Origin of the sequence: Kitasatospora sp. NPDC101155 (genome assembly GCF_044768305.1) — a bacterium.
In the GTDB taxonomy this organism is placed as follows: domain Bacteria; phylum Actinomycetota; class Actinomycetes; order Streptomycetales; family Streptomycetaceae; genus Kitasatospora.
The window spans coordinates 1-20,207 of sequence record NZ_JBIWPN010000047.1 but is presented as its reverse complement, the minus strand read 5'-3'; the positions used below and the strand labels follow the sequence as shown (position 1 = coordinate 20,207).

17 protein-coding genes and 2 pseudogenes are annotated in these 20,207 nt (G+C 73.7%); 7 read left to right on the top strand and 12 right to left on the bottom strand.

Features of this window, described 5'->3' with window-relative positions; translation table 11 throughout:
- The first annotated feature begins 87 nt into the window (after positions 1-87).
- A complete protein-coding gene (locus tag ACIRYZ_RS38080) occupies positions 88-618 on the top strand; it encodes a GNAT family N-acetyltransferase (protein WP_402953086.1) in 531 nt (176 codons plus the stop codon).
- A 15-nt stretch (positions 619-633) separates the two neighbouring features.
- On the opposite strand, the gene ACIRYZ_RS38075 is transcribed toward ACIRYZ_RS38080, so the two are convergent.
- On the bottom strand, positions 634-990 hold the full coding sequence (locus ACIRYZ_RS38075; protein WP_402953084.1) for a hypothetical protein: 357 nt from the start codon (positions 988-990) through the stop codon (positions 634-636).
- 106 nt (positions 991-1,096) lie between these two features.
- Entirely contained in the window at positions 1,097-1,825 is a 729-nt protein-coding gene (locus ACIRYZ_RS38070) for a dienelactone hydrolase family protein (protein ID WP_402953082.1), read from the bottom strand.
- 283 nt (positions 1,826-2,108) lie between these two features.
- Between ACIRYZ_RS38070 and ACIRYZ_RS38065 the strand changes: the two genes are divergently transcribed.
- A complete protein-coding gene (locus ACIRYZ_RS38065; RefSeq protein WP_402953081.1) occupies positions 2,109-3,047 on the top strand; it encodes a hypothetical protein in 939 nt (312 codons plus the stop codon).
- Positions 3,048-3,162: 115 nt separating this feature from the next.
- Here ACIRYZ_RS38065 and ACIRYZ_RS38060 read toward each other — a convergent pair whose 3' ends face one another.
- Positions 3,163-3,804 carry a TetR/AcrR family transcriptional regulator gene (locus ACIRYZ_RS38060; RefSeq protein WP_402953079.1) on the bottom strand — a complete coding sequence of 214 codons (642 nt, stop codon included), beginning with the start codon at positions 3,802-3,804 and terminating at the stop codon, positions 3,163-3,165.
- A 108-nt stretch (positions 3,805-3,912) separates the two neighbouring features.
- On the opposite strand from ACIRYZ_RS38060, the pseudogene ACIRYZ_RS38055 reads away from it, so the two are divergent.
- A pseudogene (locus ACIRYZ_RS38055) lies at positions 3,913-4,251 on the top strand (alcohol dehydrogenase catalytic domain-containing protein); the annotation flags it as partial.
- 77 nt (positions 4,252-4,328) lie between these two features.
- Here ACIRYZ_RS38055 and ACIRYZ_RS38050 read toward each other — a convergent pair.
- Positions 4,329-4,400, bottom strand: a pseudogene (locus ACIRYZ_RS38050) (hypothetical protein); the annotation flags it as partial.
- Here ACIRYZ_RS38050 and ACIRYZ_RS38045 point away from each other — a divergent pair.
- A complete protein-coding gene (locus tag ACIRYZ_RS38045) occupies positions 4,366-4,953 on the top strand; it encodes a zinc-binding dehydrogenase (RefSeq protein WP_402953141.1) in 588 nt (195 codons plus the stop codon). The pseudogene ACIRYZ_RS38050 and the gene ACIRYZ_RS38045 sit on opposite strands and share 35 nt — an antisense overlap.
- 119 nt (positions 4,954-5,072) lie before the next feature.
- The gene (locus ACIRYZ_RS38040) at positions 5,073-5,531 is read left to right on the top strand and encodes a hypothetical protein (protein ID WP_402953077.1); all 459 of its coding nucleotides are present in this window, start codon (positions 5,073-5,075) and stop codon (positions 5,529-5,531) included.
- A 63-nt stretch (positions 5,532-5,594) separates the two neighbouring features.
- On the opposite strand, the gene ACIRYZ_RS38035 is transcribed toward ACIRYZ_RS38040, so the two are convergent.
- The 5 genes from ACIRYZ_RS38035 to ACIRYZ_RS38015 form a co-directional block, all read right to left on the bottom strand.
- On the bottom strand, positions 5,595-6,518 hold the full coding sequence (locus tag ACIRYZ_RS38035) for a SigB/SigF/SigG family RNA polymerase sigma factor (RefSeq protein ID WP_402953075.1): 924 nt from the start codon (positions 6,516-6,518) through the stop codon (positions 5,595-5,597).
- A gap of 117 nt (positions 6,519-6,635) precedes the next feature.
- Positions 6,636-7,073, bottom strand: coding sequence for an ATP-binding protein (locus tag ACIRYZ_RS38030; protein ID WP_402953074.1), 438 nt, complete (start codon positions 7,071-7,073; stop codon positions 6,636-6,638).
- 199 nt (positions 7,074-7,272) lie between these two features.
- Positions 7,273-9,531, bottom strand: coding sequence for a SpoIIE family protein phosphatase (locus ACIRYZ_RS38025; RefSeq protein ID WP_402953072.1), 2,259 nt, complete (start codon positions 9,529-9,531; stop codon positions 7,273-7,275).
- A 19-nt stretch (positions 9,532-9,550) separates the two neighbouring features.
- Positions 9,551-13,117, bottom strand: a complete 3,567-nt coding sequence (locus ACIRYZ_RS38020; RefSeq protein WP_402953070.1) for a HAMP domain-containing protein — start codon at positions 13,115-13,117, stop codon at positions 9,551-9,553.
- A 161-nt stretch (positions 13,118-13,278) separates the two neighbouring features.
- Positions 13,279-13,668 (bottom strand): STAS domain-containing protein, encoded by a 390-nt coding sequence (locus ACIRYZ_RS38015; protein ID WP_402953068.1) that lies wholly within the window; start codon positions 13,666-13,668, stop codon positions 13,279-13,281.
- Positions 13,669-13,925: 257 nt separating this feature from the next.
- On the opposite strand from ACIRYZ_RS38015, the gene ACIRYZ_RS38010 reads away from it, so the two are divergent.
- Positions 13,926-14,684 (top strand): maleylpyruvate isomerase family mycothiol-dependent enzyme, encoded by a 759-nt coding sequence (locus tag ACIRYZ_RS38010; protein ID WP_402953067.1) that lies wholly within the window; start codon positions 13,926-13,928, stop codon positions 14,682-14,684.
- 82 nt (positions 14,685-14,766) lie between these two features.
- On the opposite strand, the gene ACIRYZ_RS38005 is transcribed toward ACIRYZ_RS38010, so the two are convergent.
- Positions 14,767-16,026: an NAD(P)/FAD-dependent oxidoreductase gene (locus ACIRYZ_RS38005; RefSeq protein WP_402953065.1), complete on the bottom strand. Its 1,260-nt coding sequence runs from the start codon at positions 16,024-16,026 to the stop codon at positions 14,767-14,769.
- Between the two features lie 246 nt (positions 16,027-16,272).
- On the opposite strand from ACIRYZ_RS38005, the gene ACIRYZ_RS38000 reads away from it, so the two are divergent.
- Complete coding sequence (locus ACIRYZ_RS38000) at positions 16,273-17,907, top strand: PucR family transcriptional regulator (RefSeq protein WP_402953063.1); 1,635 nt, start codon at positions 16,273-16,275, stop codon at positions 17,905-17,907.
- A 35-nt stretch (positions 17,908-17,942) separates the two neighbouring features.
- Here ACIRYZ_RS38000 and ACIRYZ_RS37995 read toward each other — a convergent pair whose 3' ends face one another.
- Together ACIRYZ_RS37995 and ACIRYZ_RS37990 are read right to left on the bottom strand one after the other, a co-directional pair.
- Positions 17,943-18,734: an inositol monophosphatase family protein gene (locus tag ACIRYZ_RS37995; RefSeq protein ID WP_402953061.1), complete on the bottom strand. Its 792-nt coding sequence runs from the start codon at positions 18,732-18,734 to the stop codon at positions 17,943-17,945.
- 71 nt (positions 18,735-18,805) lie between these two features.
- Positions 18,806-19,735, bottom strand: coding sequence for an alpha/beta fold hydrolase (locus ACIRYZ_RS37990; protein ID WP_402953059.1), 930 nt, complete (start codon positions 19,733-19,735; stop codon positions 18,806-18,808).
- Positions 19,736-20,207 lie beyond the last annotated feature (472 nt).

Below are 20,207 nucleotides of genomic sequence, written 5' to 3'. Positions count from 1 at the left end.
ACCACGTGACAACTGTCACCGCCGTCACCGCGAGCGGCCACCGGTCCGGCCCGGCGACAAGGCCCCCTGCTGTGCGAAAGTCGGATCATGTACTACGCGATACGCCGGATGACCGGCGCGGAGCACCGGGAACTGCGCTCGATCAAGCTGGAGGCGCTGCTCGACTCGCCGAAGGCCTTCAGCTCCTCCTACGACGACACCCTCGCCCTCCCCGACGACGCCTGGCAGCAGCGGGCCGCCGTCGAGGCCACCGCCGCGGAGTGCGCCACCTTCGTCGCCGTCGACGAGGCCGGGGACTGGGTCGGGACCGCCGGAGTCGAGCCACTCCCGGACGTCCCCGACCACGTCCACGTCCACTCGGTCTACGTCTCCCCCGAGTACCGCGGCCCCGCCGGCCCGGCCGCCGAGCTGATGCACGAGTGCATCCGCCACGCCCGGGAGCACACCGACGTCCGCTGGTTGACGCTGGGCGTGCACGAGGACAACCGGCGGGCGCTGGCCTTCTACCGCAGGCTCGGCTTCACGGACACCGGCAAGACCGTCCCCTACCGCCTCAACCCCTCCGAGCGGCTGTTCATCCTGGGCCACCCGGACTTCCGGGCCCCGGACCGGGCCTGACGCCGAACGCGCCCGTCAGGCGGCCAGGAGACGGCGCCAGCGCGGCAGTTCGGTGCCGCAGCAGGTCAGCGCGACCAGGCCGACGAGCACCGCCGCCCAGGTCGGGAACAGCAGCCAGGCGGCGGTCACGGCGCCGGCGAGTTCGGCGAGCACCATCACGATGGTGACCCAGCCGGGCACCGCGATGACCGTGCCCGGCTTGTCGCCCGGGGTCTGCAGGACGGCCGGGACGCCGATCAGCAGGACGTCCACACCGATCGCCAGCAGGATCGAGTGCGGCCAGAGCGCGATCGGCAGCCCGATCCAGCCGACCAGTTCCAGCCCGGCTCTGAGCGCGGTGGCGTACTTGGGCTCGGTGTACCGCTCGTCCATCGTCATCCCCCGTCGACGCGTGCCGGGGAAGCGTAGCGCGCGCACGCGCCCGTGCCCATGGAGCGGAGCAGCTTGTCCTCCACTGCTCCGCTCCGCGGGCCCCGGCCTAGAGGTGACGGGCCAGCGCCTCGTGCACCCGCCGCCAGGCGTCGGCCGTCGCGTCGGCGTCGTGGTCCTCCGGGCGGTCGGCCGCGAAGCCGTGCCGGGCGCCCGGGTACGTGATCAGCTCGTGCTCGACCTTCGCCTCGGTCAACCGCCGCTCGGCCTCCTGCCACTCCTCCTGCGGGAGGATGTGGTCCAGCTCGCCGCAGAAGCCCAGCAGGTGCACGCCGTTGGCGTCGATCCGCTCGGCCGTCTCCAGCGGCGGCACCGGACCGACCAGCGGGAAGCCGGAGTTGAGCAGCCAGCCCGGGTAGAACACCGCGGCCAGCTCGAAGCGCAGCTCGGTGGCCGCGCGCACGGCGATGTGCCCGCCCATGCTCGTCCCGAGGAACGCCACCCCGTGCCCGTCGGCCATGCCCCGGGCCGCGGCCAGCGCCTCGGCCGCGTCGGCGACCAGTTCGTCGCGGTCCAGGGCGCGCATCAGCACCAGACCGGCTTCGCGCTCCTCGGCGCTGTACCCGAGCTCGGTGCGGCGGGCGTTGCGCCAGTAGAAGTCCGGCGCCACCGCCACGTAGCCGAGGCCCGCCAACTCGGCGCAGACGCCCCGGAGATACGCGTTGACCCCGTACAGCTCGGAGCAGACCACCACCGCGCCGCGCGCCTCGCCCGCCGGGCGGTGCACATACGCCTCGATCCCGCCGGGCGTGCCCAGCTCCTGCCACTGACCCGCCATCAAAACCCCCGTGGATAGGTCGGAACGTGCCGCTGCGCATCGTAGTGCCATCCGTCGGGCCAGCCCGACTCCGATGGCCGGGGCGTCCCCGGCCCACAGCCCCCCCGGCTCCCCAAGTCCCCACGTCCTCAAGTCCCCTGACAAGGACTTGGTATGACCACGGCAAAGGCTTCCCCCCACCGTGTCCGACATCTGGACCGGCCGGCGGCCGAGCTGGTGAGGTGTCGGCGCTCAAACAATGCACGGACAAACCTCCCACACCCTCACACTCGGGAGCAGACGCATGCGCAAGCCGTTCAAGGCCGCCGCCCACACCCTCACCGCGCTGGCCCTGGCCGCTTTCGGTACCACCACGCTGGCCACCGGAGCCTCGGCGCAACCCGCCCCGGCCGCAGCCCACTACGGGCTCAAGCCGCTCCACCCCGGTACGGCCCAGCGGTCGGCCGCGACCACCAACAACACCCTGTCGGTGCGCTCCAGCGCCACCCAGGGCGTGGTGTCCCCCACCCCGAAGGTGTACCTGGTCTTCTGGGGCTCGCAGTGGTCATCCGACCCGGCCGGGGTCGCCCCGGACATGCAGAACATGTTCAAGGGCCTCTACGGCAGCCAGGACACCTGGGGCACCATCCTCAACCAGTACTGCGAGGGCGTCGCCAGGGGCACCACCACCTGCGGCACCAAGGGCGTCCACGTCCAGCACCCGGCCTCCTCCCCGCTGGCCGGCGTCTGGTTCGACAACTCCGCCGCCGCGCCCGCCAGCGCGACCGCCACCCAGATCGCCGCCGAGGCCGGCAAGGCCGCCGCCCACTTCGGCAACACCACCCAGGCGCCCAACCTCAACGCCCAGTACGTGGTCGTCTCCGCCGCCGGCACCCATCCGGACGGCTTCCCCAACTCCGGCTTCTGCGCCTGGCACGACAAGACCAGCAGCTCCTACGGCACCCTGGCCTACACCAACCTGCCGTACATCCCCGACAACGGCGCCGGCGCCTGCACCACCTTCACCGACGGCCGCCTGCTCTCCGGCATCGAGTCCACCGAGACCCACGAGTACGCCGAGACCGTCACCGACTTCTGGCCCAGCATCGGCTGGAACGGCGGCGGCGGCGAGATCGGCGACGAGTGCCAGAACCTCGACGCCTACGTCACCCTGAGCACCGGCACCTTCGACCTCCAGGGCCTGTGGTCCAACAGCGCCAACAAGTGCGTCACGCACGGCTGATCGGGTCGAGCTGAAGCGCGGGTCCGAGCGGATCGAGCCCGCGCTTCCGTCGTCCCCGGGGTGAGCGGCGGCGGGTACGGCGGCGATGGGGAGACGTGGCCGCACCCGGCCCGGCTCATCCGGCCTTGAGGTGCGCCAGCGCGGTGATGACGCGGTCGGCGATGTCCGGCGGCCACGGGAAGGCGACCGTCACGGCACGCTGGTGCGCCAGCCCGTGCAGGCCCAGCCACAGTGCGACGGCGTCCGCGGACACGTCGGAGCTGACGGCCCGGCCGGTGGTGACGCAGTCGTCCAGCGCCTCGGAGATCAGGCCCAGACACGCGTCGCCGAGGGTCTCCATGTCGTCTGCCGTCACGGAGGTGCCCTGCAGTGCGGGCATCCAGAGGCCGCCGAACATGGTGCGGTAGCGCTCGGGATGGTCCTGGGCGAACCCCAGGTAGGCGTGGCAGAGGGCGAACAGGCGCCGCCGGGGGTCCTCGCCGGCGGCGTCCACGGCGGCGCGCAGCTGCGCCTCCAGTTGGTCGAACGCCTGCTTCACCACGGCCAGCATGATGGCCGGTTGATCCGGGAAGTGGCGGTAGATCGAGGGCGCGGCGATCCCGACGCGGCGGGCGACGGACCGCAGCGTGATGGCACCTTCGTTGCCGGTCTCGTCCAGCAGTTCCACCGCTGCGGTCACGATCTCCTCGCGCAGCCTGGCGCCTTCCCCACGGCGGTTGCGGGGGCGGGTCGGTGTCGTGGTCGGCTCGTCGTCCATGCCGTGAACTTACATCCGAGAACTTACGGGCACAAGGCTCTTGCGCACCGCAGAGTTACGTCTGTAACTTTACGGCCGTAGCCGCAACCTTCCGAAACGGAGTACGTCATGAACGGCACCGCCGTCACCCACGCCACCGAGGTCGTCCTGCCGGGCGCCGTCGACGTCAGCGGCCTGCAGCTCCGCACCCGCGAACTCCCGCTCCCCGCCGCGGGCCAGGTCGTGCTGCGGATGGACGCGACCGGCGTGTCCTTCGCCGAGCAGCAGATGCGCCGCGGCAAGTACTACGACCAGCCGCCCTTCCCCTTCGTGCCCGGGTACGACGTGGTCGGCACGGTGGTCACCGTCGGCCCGGGGGTGGACGCCGCGCTGATCGGACGCCGCTTCGCCGCCGTCACCAAGACCGGAGCGTGGGCCAGCCTCCTGCTGCTCGACGCCGCGGACCTGGTGGCCGTGCCCGACGGCGTGACGGCGGCCGCCGCCGAGACCCTGGTGGTCAACGGGGTCACGGCCTGGCAGATGCTGCACCGGATCGCCGCGGTGCCCGAAGGCGGGACGATCGTGGTGCTCGGCGCCAACGGTGGCGTCGGGTCCACGCTCGTGCAGCTGGCCCGGCACGCCGGGATCACGGTGATCGGCACGGCGTCGGCCCGGCACCACGACACGGTGCGCGAGCTCGGCGCGACCCCGGTCGACTACCGCGACCCGGACGTGTACCGGCGGATCCGGGAGCTCGCGCCGCACGGCGTGGACGCGGTGTTCGACCACGTCGGCGGCGCCGGGCTGAAGGAGTCGTGGCGACTCCTGCGCAACCGCGGGGTGCTGGTGTCCTACGGCACCGCCGCCACGAAGGACGAGGACGGCAACTCACGGCTCCCGGTGCTGAAGCTGTTCGCCTGGCTGGCGCTGTGGAACATCCTGCCCAACGGCAGGGCCGCGCACTTCTACAACTTCTGGGCGGGCAAGCGCCGCCGCCCGGACGCCTTCCGCGCCCGACTGCGCGAGGACCTCACCCGGGTGCTGACGCTGCTGGCCGACGGCGTGCTCACCGCGCAGGTCGCCGGCGAGTTCCCGCTCAACGACGCCGCCGCGGCGCTCGCGCTGGCCGAATCCCGCACCGTCGCGGGCAAGGTCGTCATCGTCCCGTAGCCGTGCGACGGCCCTCTGCCGCCCGCGGCGCGCGGCACGGCTGAGGATGCGGCGGCCGGTGCACCGTGCGTACCTGGTCTCCGAACGGGTTGGAGCGATCGGCGGAGGAACCGATGGGCTTGCCGCTTTCCGCCGGCCACGTGCTGGTGCGCCTCCACGACGGCGCGCGCGAGGTCGCGGAGGCCGTCCTCGACCTGCTCGAAGGCCTCTTCCCGACCCACACCGGACGCGGGCTCACCCGGATCGGCAACGTGTGGGAGTCGCCCCCCACCCTTACCCCGGAGGGCATCTGGACGGTGGCCGAGTCGCGGCCCGACGGCGTTTCGGCGATCCCCGTGCCGGGCCCTGCGGTGAGCGCCTCGCAGGCCTTCGACGTGCACAGCCTCACGCCGCTGGAGGGCCGGACCGTGCTGCCGGGCGAGATCACCGCGGAGCTGCTCGGCACCCCCGCGGACGTCGAGGCGATGCTGCGCACGATCGCCGACCTCTGCTCGGCGCGCGAGGAGGGCCGGGAGCGGCAGGGGCCGCAGCTGGCGGTACGGCTGCGGCTCGGGCATGCCGTCGCCGAACCCGGGTAGCCGCGCGTCCTCGCGGAGCCGGTCGACGGTGACCGGGGTCCGGCGCCGCGGGGTCCGGCGGCGTCAGGCCGGTTCCGCTTCCTCCGAGGGGTCCCGCCAGCCGGGTGCCTCCCGGTCCTCCAGCTGCCGGCGCAGCCGGGACAGGGTGGTGGCGAGCATGCGGGAGACCTGCATCTGGGAGACGCCGACCCGCCGGGCGATCTGGGACTGGGTCCAGCCGTCCCAGAAACGCAGTTTGAGGACGGTCTGCTCGCGTGGCGGCAGTTCGGCGAGCAGCGGGCGGACGGCGGTGCGGAACTCGGCGAGTTCGATGCCGGGGTCGCAGTGGCCGAGCCGGTCCAGCATCGCGCTGCCGGTCTCGTCAATGTCGCCCTCCCGCAGTGCGTCCAGGGAATCGGATCGGTAGACCTGGCCGGCGACCAGTCCCTCCGTGACCTGTTCGAGGGTGATGTGGAGGTCCTCGGCGATCTCCTCCGGGTGCGGGAGGCGGCCGAGTCGCTGCTCCAGGCGGTCCGAACCGCGGGCGACGGTCAGGTGCAGTTCCTGCATGCTGCGGGGCACCCGGACGGGCCAGGAGGTGTCGCGGAAGAAACGCTTGACCTCCCCGGCGATGGTGGGGACGGCGTAGGTGACGAACTCGACGCCGCGGCCGGGGTCGTAGCCGTCGACGGCCTTGATCAGGCCGATCGTGCCGGCCTGGAGGATGTCCTCCATGTCCTCGGCGCGGTGCCGGAAGCGGGCCGCGATGAAGCGGACCAGCGGCATGTTGAGTTCGATGATCGTGCCGCGCACGTAGCTGTAGGCGTGGGTCTCGCGGACCAGACCGCCCAGGCGCTGGAAGAGCGCGTCGCTGAGTTCGCGTGCCTCCGCCTTGCCCATCACCCGCAGCTCCGCGGCGCTGGGGCGGGGCGGGAGGTCGGACGGCGGGCGGGGCGGTGCGGCCGCCTCCCGGTCGGCGAGGTGGACTCTGCTGGGAGGGGTGGTCACGTGCTTCTCCTGCCCGTGCGGGCGGCACCCGGGGGGGGAGGGTGCGGGAGCGGTCGGCCGGTACACCGACCGCCCTGGGGTGTACCTACCCGCCAGGGGCCCTCGGACACCGGGGGCTCAGCCCTCCGGGAGTCGCAGCTCGCACCAGACGGTCTTGCCGGGCCCCAGCGGTCGCCAGCCCCAGCGCAGGGCGAGCCGGTCGAGCAGGTACAGGCCGAGGCCCCCGCGTTCGTCGGGGCCGTGCGGGGGCCTGGGCAGCGGGGGCCTCGGGCTGGAGTCACTGACCTCGATCCGCACCCGTCCGGGGCCCCTGACCAGCAACAGCGCGCCAGGTTCCCCGGCGTGGCGGAGGGCGTTGCCGACGAGTTCGGAGACCACCAGGACGGCGTCGGCGACCACGAACGGGTCCGGCACCCCGGCCAGGAAGTCGGCGGTGAAGGCGCGCGCCTCGGCGGCGACTCCGGCCCGTGCCGAGAGCGGCAGCCACCGTGCCCAGGGCAGGGTCGGGGGCGGTCCCGTGGTGGGGAACCGTGCCCCGGCCAGGGTCGTACGCATCCCTCGCTCCCTGGTCTTCATGCTCGCCGTGCGGTCGGTGAGCCGTACGGACCGTGAGCGGTGCGGTCCGTGAGCGGTGCGGTCCGTGAGCGCGGTGCCGTCTGCACCTCGGCGGCATCGTCGGGGATCCCTTCCGTCTCGCTGTCGGCCCCCGCCAAGTCGCGCCTACCCGAGCCACCCGGTCCGACACGCCGGGCGGTCACCCGGTCTGGACGGCGATCAGACAGGTGTCGTCGTCGGTGTCGGCGGGGCTGAGCTCCAGGAGCCGGTCGAGATAGCCCTCCAGGTCCGGGCCGGGGGCGCCGGCGTCGCGGATCAGCTGGTCGACGGACTCCTCGACCGGGCGGTCCCGACGCTCGACCAGGCCGTCGGTGTACAGCAGCAGGACGTCCTCGGGGGCCAGCCGGGCGGTGCGTTCCTCGTACTGGGCGTCCTCCAGGGCGCCGAGCAGAATGCCGTGCGGCAGCGCCAGCACCTCGGCGCCGTCCGGGCCGAGCCGGATCGGCGGCAGGTGCCCGGCCCGGGCCCAGCGCAGCGCGCCGCCGACCGGGTCCAGCAGGACGCAGACGGCGGTGGCGGTGACCTGGCCGGGCTCGCGCAGGGCGACCGTGTTCGCCCACTCCAGCAGCCGGGCCGGGCCCGCCCCGGTGACGGCGAGGCCGCGCAGGGCGTGCCGCAGCGCCACCATCCCGGTGGCCGCCTCGACGCCGTGACCGGCCACGTCGCCGACGGCCAGCAGCACCCGTTTGTCGGGCAGCGGCAGCACGTCGTACCAGTCGCCGCCGACCCGGTCGCGCTGGGCGGCCGGGCGGTAGCGCACGGCCGCGTGCAGGCCGGTGACGCCCAGCGGCGGCGGCGCGGCGGGCAGGATGGCCTGCTGGAGCCGCAGCGCCAGCTGGGCGCGCTCGGCCGACTCCTGCTCGCTGTCGGCCAGGCGGGCCCGGGTGGCGCCGAGCGCGACCTCGGTCCAGTGCTGGGCGGAGACGTCGTGGTAGGCGCCGCGGATCGCGGTGAGCCGGCCCGCGCTGTCGAGGACCGGTTCCGCGATCACCCGGGTGTGCCGCAGGGTGCCGTCCGGGCGGGCCAGCCGGAAGACCGCGGAGGAGGCCCGGTGCCCGTGCCGGACGGTGCTCACCAGGCGCCGTACGGCGGGGACGTCGTCCTGGTGGGCGTGCGCGACGAGCACGGCCAGCGGCACGGGCGCGGTGCCGGGAGGTAGGCCGAACAGCTCGTACAGGCCGGCGCTCCACAGGATCCGGCCGCTCTGCGGGAACTCCTCGAAACCGGCGACCCGGGCCAGCCGCTGGGCGTGGCCGAGGAGAGCGGTCTGTTCGGCCTCCTCGGCCCGCTCGGACTCCAGCCGCCACCCGAGCAGCAGCCGGTCGCCCAGCGGGGCGGCGGCGAGCAGGACGGTGGCGGGCAGGGCGCGTTCGCCCTCGCGGAAGACCACTCGCATGCGTTCGGCGGGCAGCGGCGCGCCGGTCCGGTGCACCCGCACCAGCTGTTCGAGCAGACCGCCGCCGACCGCGGCCGGGTAGCTCTCCAGCAGCGAACCGCCCTCCAAGGCCTCCGGGGGGCGGCCGAGCGGGTCCTCGAAGCGCGCAGCCGCCCGGACCACCGTGAAGTCGACCACCTGTCCGTCCCGCAGCACCGGTTCCAGCAGGAGCGCGGGGGTGAGCAGCCCGTCCAGGAGGTCGGCGGCGGCCTCGGGTGCGGCCGGGGCCGGCGGGGTGCCCAGCAGGGTCGCGCAGAGGTCGGCGAGGGCGTACAGCTGGCGGCGCTGGGAGGGACCGAGCGGGGCGGCGGGGGCGGCTTGCAGGACCTCCAGCGCGCCGCGCCGACGGCCACCGTCGAGCAGCGGGAGGACGGCCCGGTCCGCTCCGGCGCCGATCGACGGCGCCTCCGCCCCCGGGTCGCCCGGCCACAGGTCCGCACCGCCCGCGACGACCCGCTGGGCCGGGGTCGGGACACCCGGCGGCACCCTGCTCCACGCGGCCGCGTCGTCCGCGGACAGGCCGGCGTGCGCGGCCAGCGCCAGGGCGCCCCCGGGCAGCCGTTGCCACACAGCCACGGACCGGACGCCGAGCACCTCCCCCGTCTGCTCCAGGACGGCGTCGACCGCCTGCTGCAGGTCGGGCAGGGCGGCCAGGGCGGGTGTCACGGCGGGCCCGGAGCACGGGGCCCCGGCGAGCGGCTGGACGGTGTCGTCGGGGAGGGCGACGAGGTCGGCGGCCAGGGCCACCACCGGGACGCCCGCGTCCCGGGCGAGTCGGCCGAGGCGGGCGGCGGCCTCGGCGGGGACCACCCCCAGGCGTTCGGCGAGGATGCCGGTGGCGAGGTCGACGGTGGAGCGCGCCCGGGCCTCCGCCCGCATCCGCTCGGCGTCCCGCTGGAGTCGGCGGACGGTCGCCGCGAGGGCCTGGGCGGTGCCGTCCGACGGCTCGTCCGCGCCGGTCATGAGGGGTCCAGCCGGTCGGTCATGAGGTGTCCAGCCAGTACCGGATCCGGTCGAGCAGGTGGGTGGTGTCGACCGGCTTGGTGATGTGGTCATCGGCTCCGGCGGCGAGGCTCTTGTCCTGGTCCCCGGGCATGGCCTTGGCGGTGACGGCGATGACCGGCAGGCGGGCGAAGCGCTCGTCGGCCCGGATGGCGGCGATCGCGGCGTAGCCGTCCAGACCGGGCATCATCACGTCCATCAGGACGAGGTCGGTCTCCGGGTGGGCCCGCAGCAGGCCGAGTCCGGCGGCGCCGTCGGCGGCGTGCAGGACGGTCAGGCCGTGCTGTTCCAGGGCCGCTGCGAGCGCGAAGACGTTGCGGACGTCGTCGTCGACGATCAGCGCGGTCCGTCCGGTGAGCGCCGCGCCCGCCTGCCCGGTGGCCGGGTCGGGGTGGGGGCGGCGGCGGCCCAGCAGGTGGACGACGCGCTCGCTCAGATCGTCCAGGCCGCGGGTGGTCTCCACCCCGGCGATCGAACCGGGCGTGTGGCCGGACCGGTACCCGAGAACCGGGGGGCCGTCCGCCAGGGCGTCCAGCAGTACGGGTGCGAGCTCGGCGGAGCCCGCCAGGTCGAGCACTGCGCAGCGGTACGGGCCCTCGTCCAGCGCGGCACGCAGTTCCGCGGCGTCCCCGGCACTGGTCACCCGCGCAGCCGGGAGGGGGCTGCCCGAGGCGGCCACGGCGGCCCGGGTGAGCAGGGTGAGCAGGGCCGGCGCGTCGGGCTCGACGACCAGCACGGCGGGCTCGGTCTCGGCCGCGCCGTCCGGGCGTTCGGGCCCGGCGAGCGGCAGGTGGAGGGTGAAACGGCTGCCCTGCCCGGCGGTGGAGTGGACGGTGAGGGTGCCGCCGAGCAGCCGGGCGAGCTCCCGGCTGATCGACAGGCCAAGGCCGGTGCCGCCGAAGCGCCGCGCGGTGGAGCCGTCGGCCTGTTGGAAGGCACCGAAGACGGCGTCCAGCTGGTCGGGGTCGATGCCGATGCCGGTGTCCTCGACGTGGAAGGCCACCGCCGCTTCCGCCCGGCCGAGTTCGGGCGGCAGGTTCGGGGCCTCGACGCGCTCGATCCGCAGCTCGACCCGCCCGGTGTCGGTGAACTTGACCGCGTTGGACAGCAGGTTGCGCAGCACCTGGCGCAGCCGCGCCTGGTCGGTGACGATCCGCTCCGGGACGTTCCGGTCGACGACCGCCTCGAAGGCCAGGCCCTTCTGGTCGGCCAGCGGCCGGAAGGCGGATTCGACGTACTCCAGCAGCTTCCGTACGGGGAAGGGCTCGGGGGCCGTCTCCATCTTCCCGGCCTCAACCTTGGAGAGGTCGAGGATGTCGTTGATGAGCTGGAGCAGGTCGGTGCCGGCCGAGTGGATGACGCCCGCGTACTCGACCTGTTTGGGGGTGAGGTTGCCGCCGGAGTTCTGGGCGAGCAGTTGGGCGAGGACGAGCAGGCTGTTGAGCGGGGTGCGCAGTTCATGGCTCATGTTGGCCAGGAACTCGGACTTGTACATCGAGGCGAGGCTCAACTGCCGGGCGCGTTCCTCCAGTTCCTGGCGGGCCTGCTCGATCTCCAGGTTCTTGGCCTCGATGTCCCGGTTGCGCTGGGCGAGCAGGGCGGCCTTGTCCTCCAACTCCGCGTTGGAGCGACGCAGTTCTTCCTGTCCGGCCTGCAACTCCTCGGACTGTGCCTGGAATTCGGCGGTGAGCCGGCGGGATTCGGCGAGCAGTTCGTCGGTGCGGGCGTTGGCGAGCAGGGTGCCGATGTTCACGCCGCAGGTCTCGGCGAAGCGTTCCAGGAAGTCGCGGTGGACCTGGGTGAACGAGTGGACGGAGGCGAACTCCATGACACCGAGCAGCCATTCCTCCAGCATGACGGGCAGGACCACGAGCGAGCGGGTCTCGACGGCTCCGGCGCCGGAGCCGATGACGGCGTAGCCGGGCGGCAGGTCGTCGACGGTGATGATCCGCCGGCTGCGGGCGGCCTGGCCGACCAGGGACTCCCCCAGCCGCACCCGGAGCTCCTGCCCGGCGGGGCGGCCGTAGGCGCTGATCAGGGCCAGCTCGGGGCCGCCCTCACTCTCCTCGGCAAGGAAGAACGCGCCGTACTGGGCCCCGATCAGCGGGGTGAGCTCGTCGGTGATCATCTCGGCGACGGCCTGGATGTCCCGCCGGGCCTGGATCGCGGCGGAGAACCGGGCCAGGTTGGTCTTCAGCCAGTCCTGTTCCTGGTTGGCCAGGGTGGTCTCGCGCAGCGACTCGACCATGGCGTTGATGTTGTCCTTGAGGTCGGCGACCTCGCCGGAGGCGTCCACACTGATCGACCGGGTCAGGTCGCCGGCCGCGACCGCGCTGGTGACCTCGGCGATCGCCCGGACCTGCCGGGTGAGGTTGCCGGCCAGCTCGTTGACGTTCTCGGTGAGGCGCTTCCAGGTGCCGGACACGCCCTCGACCCGGGCCTGGCCGCCGAGACGCCCCTCGCTGCCGACCTCCAACGCGACCCGGGTGACCTCGGCCGCGAAGGAACCCAGCTGGTCCACCATGGTGTTGATGGTCGTCTTCAGCTCCAGGATCTCCCCGCGCGCGTCCACGTCGATCTTGCGGGTGAGGTCGCCCTCGGCGACCGCCGTGGTCACCTGGGCGATGTTGCGCACCTGGCTGGTCAGGTTGCCCGCCATGGAGTTGACGTGGTCGGTGAGGTCCTTCCACGTCCCGGCGACGTTCGGCACCCGGGCCTGGCCGCCCAGGATGCCCTCGGTGCCGACCTCCCGGGCCACCCGGGTCACCTCGTCGGCGAAGGCCGACAGGGTGTCCACCATGGTGTTGATCGCGTCGGCGAGGGCGGCCACCTCGCCCTTCGCCTCCACGGTGATCTTCCGGGAGAGGTCGCCCCGGGCGACGGCCGTCGCCACCTCGGACATCGAGCGGACCTGGCCGGTGAGGTTGGAGGCCATCACGTTGACGTTGTCGGTGAGGTCCTTCCAGGTGCCGGAGACGCCCCGGACGGTGGCCTGCCCGCCCAGGTTCCCGGCCGTGCCGACCTCCCGGGCCACCCGGGTGACCTCGTCGGCGAAGGCGCACAGCTGGTCGACCATCGTGTTGATGGTCTCCTTCAGCTCCAGGATCTCCCCACGCGCGTCCACCCGGATCTTCTGGGTGAGGTCGCCGTCGGCGACGGCGGTGGCGACCTGGGAGATGTTGCGCACCTGGCTGGTCAGGTTGCCCGCCATGGAGTTCACCGAGTCGGTCAGGTCGCGCCACGTCCCGGCGGCGCCCGCGAGGGTCGCCTGGCCGCCGAGCCGCCCCTCGGTGCCGACCTCGCGGGCCACCCTGGTCACCTCGTCGGTCACCCGGGCCAGCTGGTCGGCCATCCCGTTGAAGACCTCGGCGATCTCCCCGAGCACCCCCGGCCCGTCGGGGGTGAGCCGGGTGCGGAAGTCCCCGTCGCGCACGGCCGTGAGCCCGGCGAGCAGCTGCCGCAAGGCCTGCTCGGCCGGATCGGCCACTGGCGCGCCGGGTACGGGATCGCCCTCGGCCGGCGCGCCGGGTACCGGATTGTCGTCCATCCTGTCCCACCGCCCGGATCCGTCACGGACGGCGTGCGCGCGGGGCGCGCGCCGACGCCAGGGGCGGTGGTACGCCGCCCTGCTCCCACTCTGCCACCGCGTGCCGGGGCGTGCGAAGGCGCTGTGCGCTGCCGCGGTGCGGGGGCCCAACCGGGCCACGCTCAACCGGGCGGGGTGTCCCGGATCGGGAAGGCATCGGTGGCGCCGGTGAGTTCGAGCATGCGCAGCACCAGCGCCCGCGGGCGGGCCAGTTCGATCCGACTGCCGTCGACCGCCGCCCGGGCCTGGGCCCGCAGCAGGGTGTTGAGCCCGGTGGAGTCGCAGAACTCCAGGCCCGCGCAGTCGACGACCACGACGGTGGCCGGCACGGCCAGCGCGGTGCCGAGGACCGCGCGCAGCCCGGCGACCGAGTCGAGGTCGAGTTCGCCGTACAGGGCGAGGACGGTCCCCTCGGCCCAGGGCGAGACCTCCACCGTGAACCTGCCGGGCGGCGCCTCGGGCGCGAGGTCCAGGTCCCCGGTCCACCCTGTGGGCGGCTTCCTCGGGGCCACGATGCCCTCCTTCCTCCTGCGGACAGCCCCCGAAGCGCGACTGTCCGCTGTGCGGCGTCCGAAACACCCGGAGCGCGGGAAAGTCCGGGGGATCCGGCCCAACCGGGTGGAATCGCCGGGGGCGCCCCGGAGATGCTTGACAAGATCAACCTTTCAGGCCTAGCGTGCGTCCTCGGCAATTGCTTCACGCCATGAAACATCGAGCGCGCAGACCGTCCCGAAGCGCCGCGAGACCCGCACCCCCGGAGACCACGTTCATGACCCCGCTCGACCACAGCGCCGCCGTCGCCGCCGAGACCACCCGCTTCGTCGCCGCCGTGCGGCAGGCCGACCCCGCCCTCCCGGTGCCGAGCTGCCCGGACTGGACCCTCGCCGACCTCATCCGCCACGCCGGCAGCGTGCAGCGCTGGTTCACCGTCCTGCTGCAGCAGCGGATCCAGGAGCCGCCGCGCAGCCGCGACGTCGACCTGCGACTGCCCGAACGGCCCGAGGAGTACCCGGCCTGGCTGGCCGAGGCCGCCGAGCAGGCCGCCTCGACCTTCACCCAGACCGACCTCGACGCGCCGATGTGGGCCTGGGGCGCCGACCAGCACGCCCGGTTCTGGGTGCGCCGGATGCTGTTCGAGACCCTCGTCCACCGCGTCGACGCCGAACTCGCGCTCGGCCTCGACCCCGACATCGAGCCGGCCCTCGCGGCCGACGGTGTGGCCGAGTTCCTCACCAACCTGCCCTTCGCCGCCTTCTTCGCCCCCGGCACCGCCGAACTGCGCGGCGACGACCGGACCATCCGCTTCACCCGCACCGACGGCGACGGCGACTGGCTGGTGCGCCTGCGCCCCGACGGCTTCGGCCTCGACCCGCACGGCGCGGACGCGACCGCCGACGCCACCGTCCGGGCCACCGCCGCCGACCTGCTGCTCCTGCTGTACCGGCGCCTCGACCACACCGCCGCGCGCGTCGAGCTGTCGGGGGACGACGAGCTGCTGGCGCTCTGGTTCGCCAAGTCCGCCTTCTGACCAGCGGCCGGGTCCTGGTCCGCACTTGTGGGTCCTGTCGGACCCGGCAAAGACCCACAGGACACGTCCTGGGGCCCTTCGGTCAGCGCAGCGGATCGAAGGGCCCCAGCTCGGCCGGGCGACGCCCGGTCACGATCGCCTCGGCGAGCAGTTGCCCGGTGGCCGGGCCGAGGGTCATACCCCACATGCCGTGTCCGCCGGCGGCGAAGACCCGTGGTGAGCGGGTGGCGCCGATCAACGGCAGACCGTCCGGGGTGCAGGGTCGCGAGCCGACCCACTCGTCCTGGCGCGCCTCCAGATCGGCGCCGCGCAGCATCGGCCGCGCGGCCTCGACGATGGCCCTGATCCGACGGCGGTCCAACGGCGCCCCAGGCTTGCGGAACTCCATCGTCCCGGCGACCCGCAGCCGCTCGCCCAGCGGCGTGCAGGCGACCCGCTGGGCCGGGAAGTACAGCGGGTCGGCGGGCAGGTGCTCGACCGGCACGCTGAAGCTGTAACCTCGGCCGGCCTGTACGACGGCGCGGACGCCGAAGCTGCGGCCGAGGTCACCCAGCCACGCTCCGCCGGCCAGCACCACCGCGTCGTACGGCTCGGGGGCGCTCCCAGCAGCGAGCACGTCGACGCCGCGGTCGCGGACGTCGGTGACGGCCGTACCCGTGCGGATGTCCCCGCCTCGCCCGCGCACCGAGTCGGCCAGGGCGAACACGAACCGCCCGGGGTCGAGGAAGCGCTGGCCGCGCAGCCGGACGGCCGCGCCGACCTCGCCGGACAGCGCGGGCGCCAGGGCGCGCGCCTCGTCACCACTCAGCAGGTCGTACTCCAGCTTCTGGCCGGCCCCGTGGATGTGCTCGATCTCCTCGATCAGCACCCGGCGCTCACCGACGCCGCGGTACGCCGCCAGGAAGGCCCCGGTCTCGACCGTCCTCGCCTCGACGCCGCCGGCGGCCAGGGCGTCGAAGCCGGCCAGGGCCCGGCGGTTGATCGGCACCAGCGCGTCCATCGCACGCTGCCAGCGGCCGGCCGTGCTGTGCCGGACGAATCCCGCCAGGAACCTGAGCAGCCTCGGGTCCGCGCTCGGCGGCACGTAGACCGGCGAGGACGGACTGAACACCGCGCGCAGGCCGTACTTGAGCACGGCGGGTTCGGGCAGCGGCGTCGCCAGGCCCGGGGTCAGCCACCCGGCGTTGCCCCAGGACGCGCCTGCGGCCACCTGCCCGCGCTCGTACACGGTGACCTCGACGCCGAACTCCTGCAGGAACCAGGCGGTGGACAGGCCGATCATGCCGGCCCCGACGACGGCGACGCGTCGTGGCGGTGAGTCGGGCGCTGCGGAACGGGCCATCGGTTCGCTCCTTCTGTAGCTGCACGGGTCTGTGCCCGCACCGATTCGTGGCTGCACCGGTCTGTGGCTGCACCGGTCTGCTGCTCCCGCGACGGGAGGCGCTCTCCATGGTGGGCCGCGCCGCCCCCACCGTCCTGGTGCCGGGCGGCCAATTCCGGCCCGCCGGGTAGTGCGCCGGGCACAACGGGTGCCGCAGACTGTCCGGATGAACCAGCCGCCCGCGTTCCCCGCCGCCAGGTCCCGAGCATGATCGCCACCACCGACCTCGTCGACTCCCTCGGAGCCGGGCTGCTGCGCGTGGTGGTGACCGGGGACGACACCCGGGTGCAGGACGTCGTCCTGGCCGTGCCGGGCGAGGCCACCGGGCAGCCCGGCGAACTCCTCCTCGGCATCGGTCCGACCGGCCCGGCCGCCGCCGTCTCGCTGCTCCACCAGGCCGGCGCCGCCGGGGCTGCCGGTGTCGTGCTCAAGGCGCCGCTAGCCGACGACCCCGAGGTGGTCACCGCCGCCCGGCAGCACGGACAGACACTCATCGAGCTCCAGCCGCACGCCTCCTGGTCGCACCTCGTCTGGCTGGTGCGCGGCGTCATCGACCGGGCCTGCGCGCCGCAGCCCGGCGGCCACGACGGGCCCGGCGACCTGTTCACCCTGGCCGACGCCGCCGCCGAGATCGCGGACGCCCCGGTGACGGTGGAGGACGCCCAGTCGAGGGTCCTGGCGTACTCCGGCCGTCAGGACGGCACCGACCCCGCCCGGGTCTCCACCATCGTGGGGCGGCGGGTACCCGCGGAGTTGATCGCCGACTTCCGGGCCCGCGGCCTCTTCCGCAGGCTGGCGCACTCCAACGACCCGATCCATGTCCCCGCCGGACCGGACGGCACACTCCCCCGGCTGGCCGTCCCGGTCCGCGCCGGCGGCGAGTGGCTGGGAGCGATCTGGGTGGTGGCGGCGACTCCGGTGCCGCCGCAGCGCGTCCGACGGCTGACCGACCTGGCATCGGTCGTCGCCCTGCACCTGCTGCGCCTGCGCGCCGAGGCGGGCATCGCCCGCCGGGTCTCGGCCGCCCGGCTGCGCGCCCTTCTGCGGGACGGCGCCGGGCTTCTGCGGGACGGCACCGGGCCGACCGCCCACTCCGAACTCCCCCCGCCGCCATGGCGGGTGGTCGCGCTCGGCACCGCCGACCGCACCGAGGACGTCCGCCGACAGCTCGACCTCTGGGAGTCGGTCCTCCGCCGCTTCGGCTGGCACCAGCCGCTCCTGGTCGATCTCGACGGCGCACCCTTCGCCGTCCTGACCGAGCCGCCGACTCCGCGCCGTCGGACCGCCGCGGACGCCGGCTCGACGGCCTGGCTGCGCCGGGTGCTCGGCGAGGTGCACAGCCACGATCGGGGCCTGTACGCCGCGGCGGGCGGCCTCGCTCGCTCCCCCGTCGACCTGCCGCGCTCCCGCGCCCAGGCCGCCGAGCTGCGCCGCCTCGTCGCCGGCGACCCGCCGAGCACCCGGTGCCCGGACGGGCTGGTCCTGCTGGAGGACGCCTGGGACGCCGTGCTGGTCGAACGCGCCCGCACTGCGCTCGGGCCCGACGCCGGCCTGCTCGGCGGCCCCCTGCCGGACCTGCGCGCGCACGACGAGGCGCACGGCACGTCGTTCCTGCCCACGCTCGCCGCCTGGCTGGACCACTACGGCGAACCGAAGGACGCGGCACGGGAGTTGCGGATCCATCCCAACACCCTGCGCTACCGGCTGCAACGGATGGCCGAGGTGACGACGGTCGACCTCTCCTCACCACGGGTCCGCCTGGCGCTGCGGCTGCTGCTCGGCGCGCCGCTGGCGGGGGCCGAGCCGACCACGGCCCCCGCCGGACCGGAGGTCATCGGGTAGCGGGATGCCTGCCGAGGCGTCGCGCTCTCGGGACCTCAGGGACGGATCATCGACATCAGCTGTTCGTGGGCCTCGCCGTCGGCCGCCACGACGAGCCCGCGGCCAGCTTCGCCGAGCGGGGCTCCGTCGATCCCGGTGACCACGCAGCCGGCCGCTCGGCACAGGGCGATCCCGGCGGCGAAGTGCACGCTCCCGGACAGGTCTCCGCCGTCGGTGACGTACGCCGCGCGCTTCCCCGCCGCGACCCAGGCCAGCGCGAGCGACGTGGAGACGACCCGCGGCCGGAACCCCGCGACGAAGCCGGGGTGGGCCAGCAGGTCCACCGCCCGGAACGTCTCCGCGTGGGGGAAGGGCGGGTCCAGGTTGACGTCCACGAGCCGGGTCGCGGCCGTGGGCTCCAGTCTGGCGTCGGTGCCCTCGCTCCGCACCCAGGCGGTCTCGCCGTCGGTGAAGAACACCTCGCCGCTGAACGGGTCGGCGACCGCCGCCGCACCGCCGCGCAGCGCCACGTTGACGGCCACCAGCATGCCGCCGACGGCGTAGTTGAGGGTGCCGCACAGGGGATCCACCAGCCACTGGCGCGCGGACCGCGCCGCCCCCTGCTGCCCGCCCTCCTCGCCCAGCACGGAGTCATCGGGCCGAGCGGCTCGGATGACCCCGAGGATCGCCTGCTCCGCCTCGACGTCCGCAGCCGTGGCGAAGTCCCCCGCGCCCTTGTCGATCCGGGCGAGCCGCCGGCCGTACATGCCGCGCACCACACCCGCGCCGGCCCGGGCCGCCGCTATCGCGACGCCGGAATCCTCAAGACCCTCATACGAGTTGATCATGTGTCGCAGGATAGCGCGCCGGGCACACCGCTCACCGCCGGGCTCGGCCGGGCAGGCTCGATCGAGCGAGCTCAATCGGGCAGTCCCAGGATCGCCTCGGCGAAGGCCTCAGGGGCCTCCTGCGGGACGTTGTGACCCACGCCAGGCAGGGTCCGCACCTCGCACGGGCCGGTGAAGCGCTCGATGCTGGTCTGGTCGGCGGCGGGGATCACGCCGTTGTCCTCGCCGACCAGCACCACCGCGGGGGCCACGATGGCCGGCCGGCCGACCAGCGCGTCTTCCAACTCCTGGTAGCGCGGGTCACCTTCGACCAGGCCGTAGCGGTGGCGGTAGGAGTGGATCGCGACGTCCACGAAGTCCGGATTGTGCAGACTGGCGGCCGAGGCGGCGAAGGCCTCCTGTACCTTCGGCCAGGTCGGAGACCAGAGCCGCCAGAGAAGCCCGCACAGCTCCTCTCGGTTCCGCTCCAGACCCTGACGCCCCCGCTCGGAATGGAAGTAGTACTGGTACCAAAGGTTGCGCTCCGCCTCCGGTGCGGCCGGCTCCATCGCGCGAGCGATGTCCTGGACGAGATAGCCCCCCGCTGTGACCAGGCCGTGGACCCGCTCCGGCCACAGCGCCGCCGCCGCGCAGGCCGCGCGCCCGCCCCAGTCGTAGCCGGCGACCATCGCCCGCTCGATCCCCAGCGCGTCCATGAACTCCAGCAAGTCCTGCGCGAGCGCGGCCTGCTGGCCGCTTCGCCGGGTGTCCTCAGCCAGGAACCTGGTCGGCCCGTAGCCGCGCAGGTACGGCACCAGCACCTCCCGGCCGGCCTCGGCGAGCAGCCGCGCCACCTCGTCGTAGGCCCGCACGTCGTAGGGGAAACCGTGCAGCAGGATCACCGGGACGTCGGCCTCCCGGCGGCGCTCGCCGACCCGGTGGTAGGCGATCTCCAGGACCGGCGTCGTCACCCGGTGCAGCTCGTACAGCTCATGGGAACTCACACTCACGCTCACAGTCATCCGGCCATGCTCGCATGCCCGACTCGGACGTGACTGACTCGAAGTCAGCCGCAGACTCAAGCGGTTCGGTTCCGGCTTCGGCGGTCACGACCACAGCGATGCCGTAGGAGTTGACGTGCTGGCACGGGAAGCCGGAAGCGAACCGTTCCGCCCAGACCCTCCACCTCGCGGCGGCCGCGTGAGCACATGAGGGGCCTGCCCCCACGGTCAGACCCCTCATCGTCACCGTAGGCTCACTCGCCCGACAAACGCTGCTGCTTCACCCACGCCTGCACCTCCGACACCTTGAACTGCAGCTTCGCATTCCGCCCGTCACCGAAACGGTAAGGAACAAGGCCAACCCGAGGCGCCTCCCGATACACCCACGCAACGGACATTGAACCGCCCCGGGTTCGATAGAGATCTCAGGTTGTGGCTGTGACCAGCGGTTTCGTGGTCGACAGGTAGTAGTTTGCCTCGTACTCAACGGGTG

What these genes read in the sequence shown, in the direction of transcription:
- ACIRYZ_RS38080 (WP_402953086.1), top strand. Translation starts at nt 88, where the DNA reads ATGTACTACGCGATACGCCGGATGACCGGCGCGGAGCACCGGGAACTG.
- ACIRYZ_RS38075 (WP_402953084.1), bottom strand. Translation starts at nt 990, where the DNA reads ATGGACGAGCGGTACACCGAGCCCAAGTACGCCACCGCGCTCAGAGCC.
- ACIRYZ_RS38070 (WP_402953082.1), bottom strand. Translation starts at nt 1,825, where the DNA reads ATGGCGGGTCAGTGGCAGGAGCTGGGCACGCCCGGCGGGATCGAGGCG.
- ACIRYZ_RS38065 (WP_402953081.1), top strand. Translation starts at nt 2,109, where the DNA reads ATGCGCAAGCCGTTCAAGGCCGCCGCCCACACCCTCACCGCGCTGGCC.
- ACIRYZ_RS38060 (WP_402953079.1), bottom strand. Translation starts at nt 3,804, where the DNA reads ATGGACGACGAGCCGACCACGACACCGACCCGCCCCCGCAACCGCCGT.
- ACIRYZ_RS38030 (WP_402953074.1), bottom strand. Translation starts at nt 7,073, where the DNA reads ATGCGTACGACCCTGGCCGGGGCACGGTTCCCCACCACGGGACCGCCC.
- ACIRYZ_RS38025 (WP_402953072.1), bottom strand. Translation starts at nt 9,531, where the DNA reads ATGACCGGCGCGGACGAGCCGTCGGACGGCACCGCCCAGGCCCTCGCG.
- ACIRYZ_RS38020 (WP_402953070.1), bottom strand. Translation starts at nt 13,117, where the DNA reads ATGGACGACAATCCGGTACCCGGCGCGCCGGCCGAGGGCGATCCCGTA.
- ACIRYZ_RS38010 (WP_402953067.1), top strand. Translation starts at nt 13,926, where the DNA reads ATGACCCCGCTCGACCACAGCGCCGCCGTCGCCGCCGAGACCACCCGC.
- ACIRYZ_RS38005 (WP_402953065.1), bottom strand. Translation starts at nt 16,026, where the DNA reads ATGGCCCGTTCCGCAGCGCCCGACTCACCGCCACGACGCGTCGCCGTC.
- ACIRYZ_RS38000 (WP_402953063.1), top strand. Translation starts at nt 16,273, where the DNA reads ATGATCGCCACCACCGACCTCGTCGACTCCCTCGGAGCCGGGCTGCTG.
- ACIRYZ_RS37995 (WP_402953061.1), bottom strand. Translation starts at nt 18,734, where the DNA reads ATGATCAACTCGTATGAGGGTCTTGAGGATTCCGGCGTCGCGATAGCG.
- ACIRYZ_RS37990 (WP_402953059.1), bottom strand. Translation starts at nt 19,735, where the DNA reads ATGACTGTGAGCGTGAGTGTGAGTTCCCATGAGCTGTACGAGCTGCAC.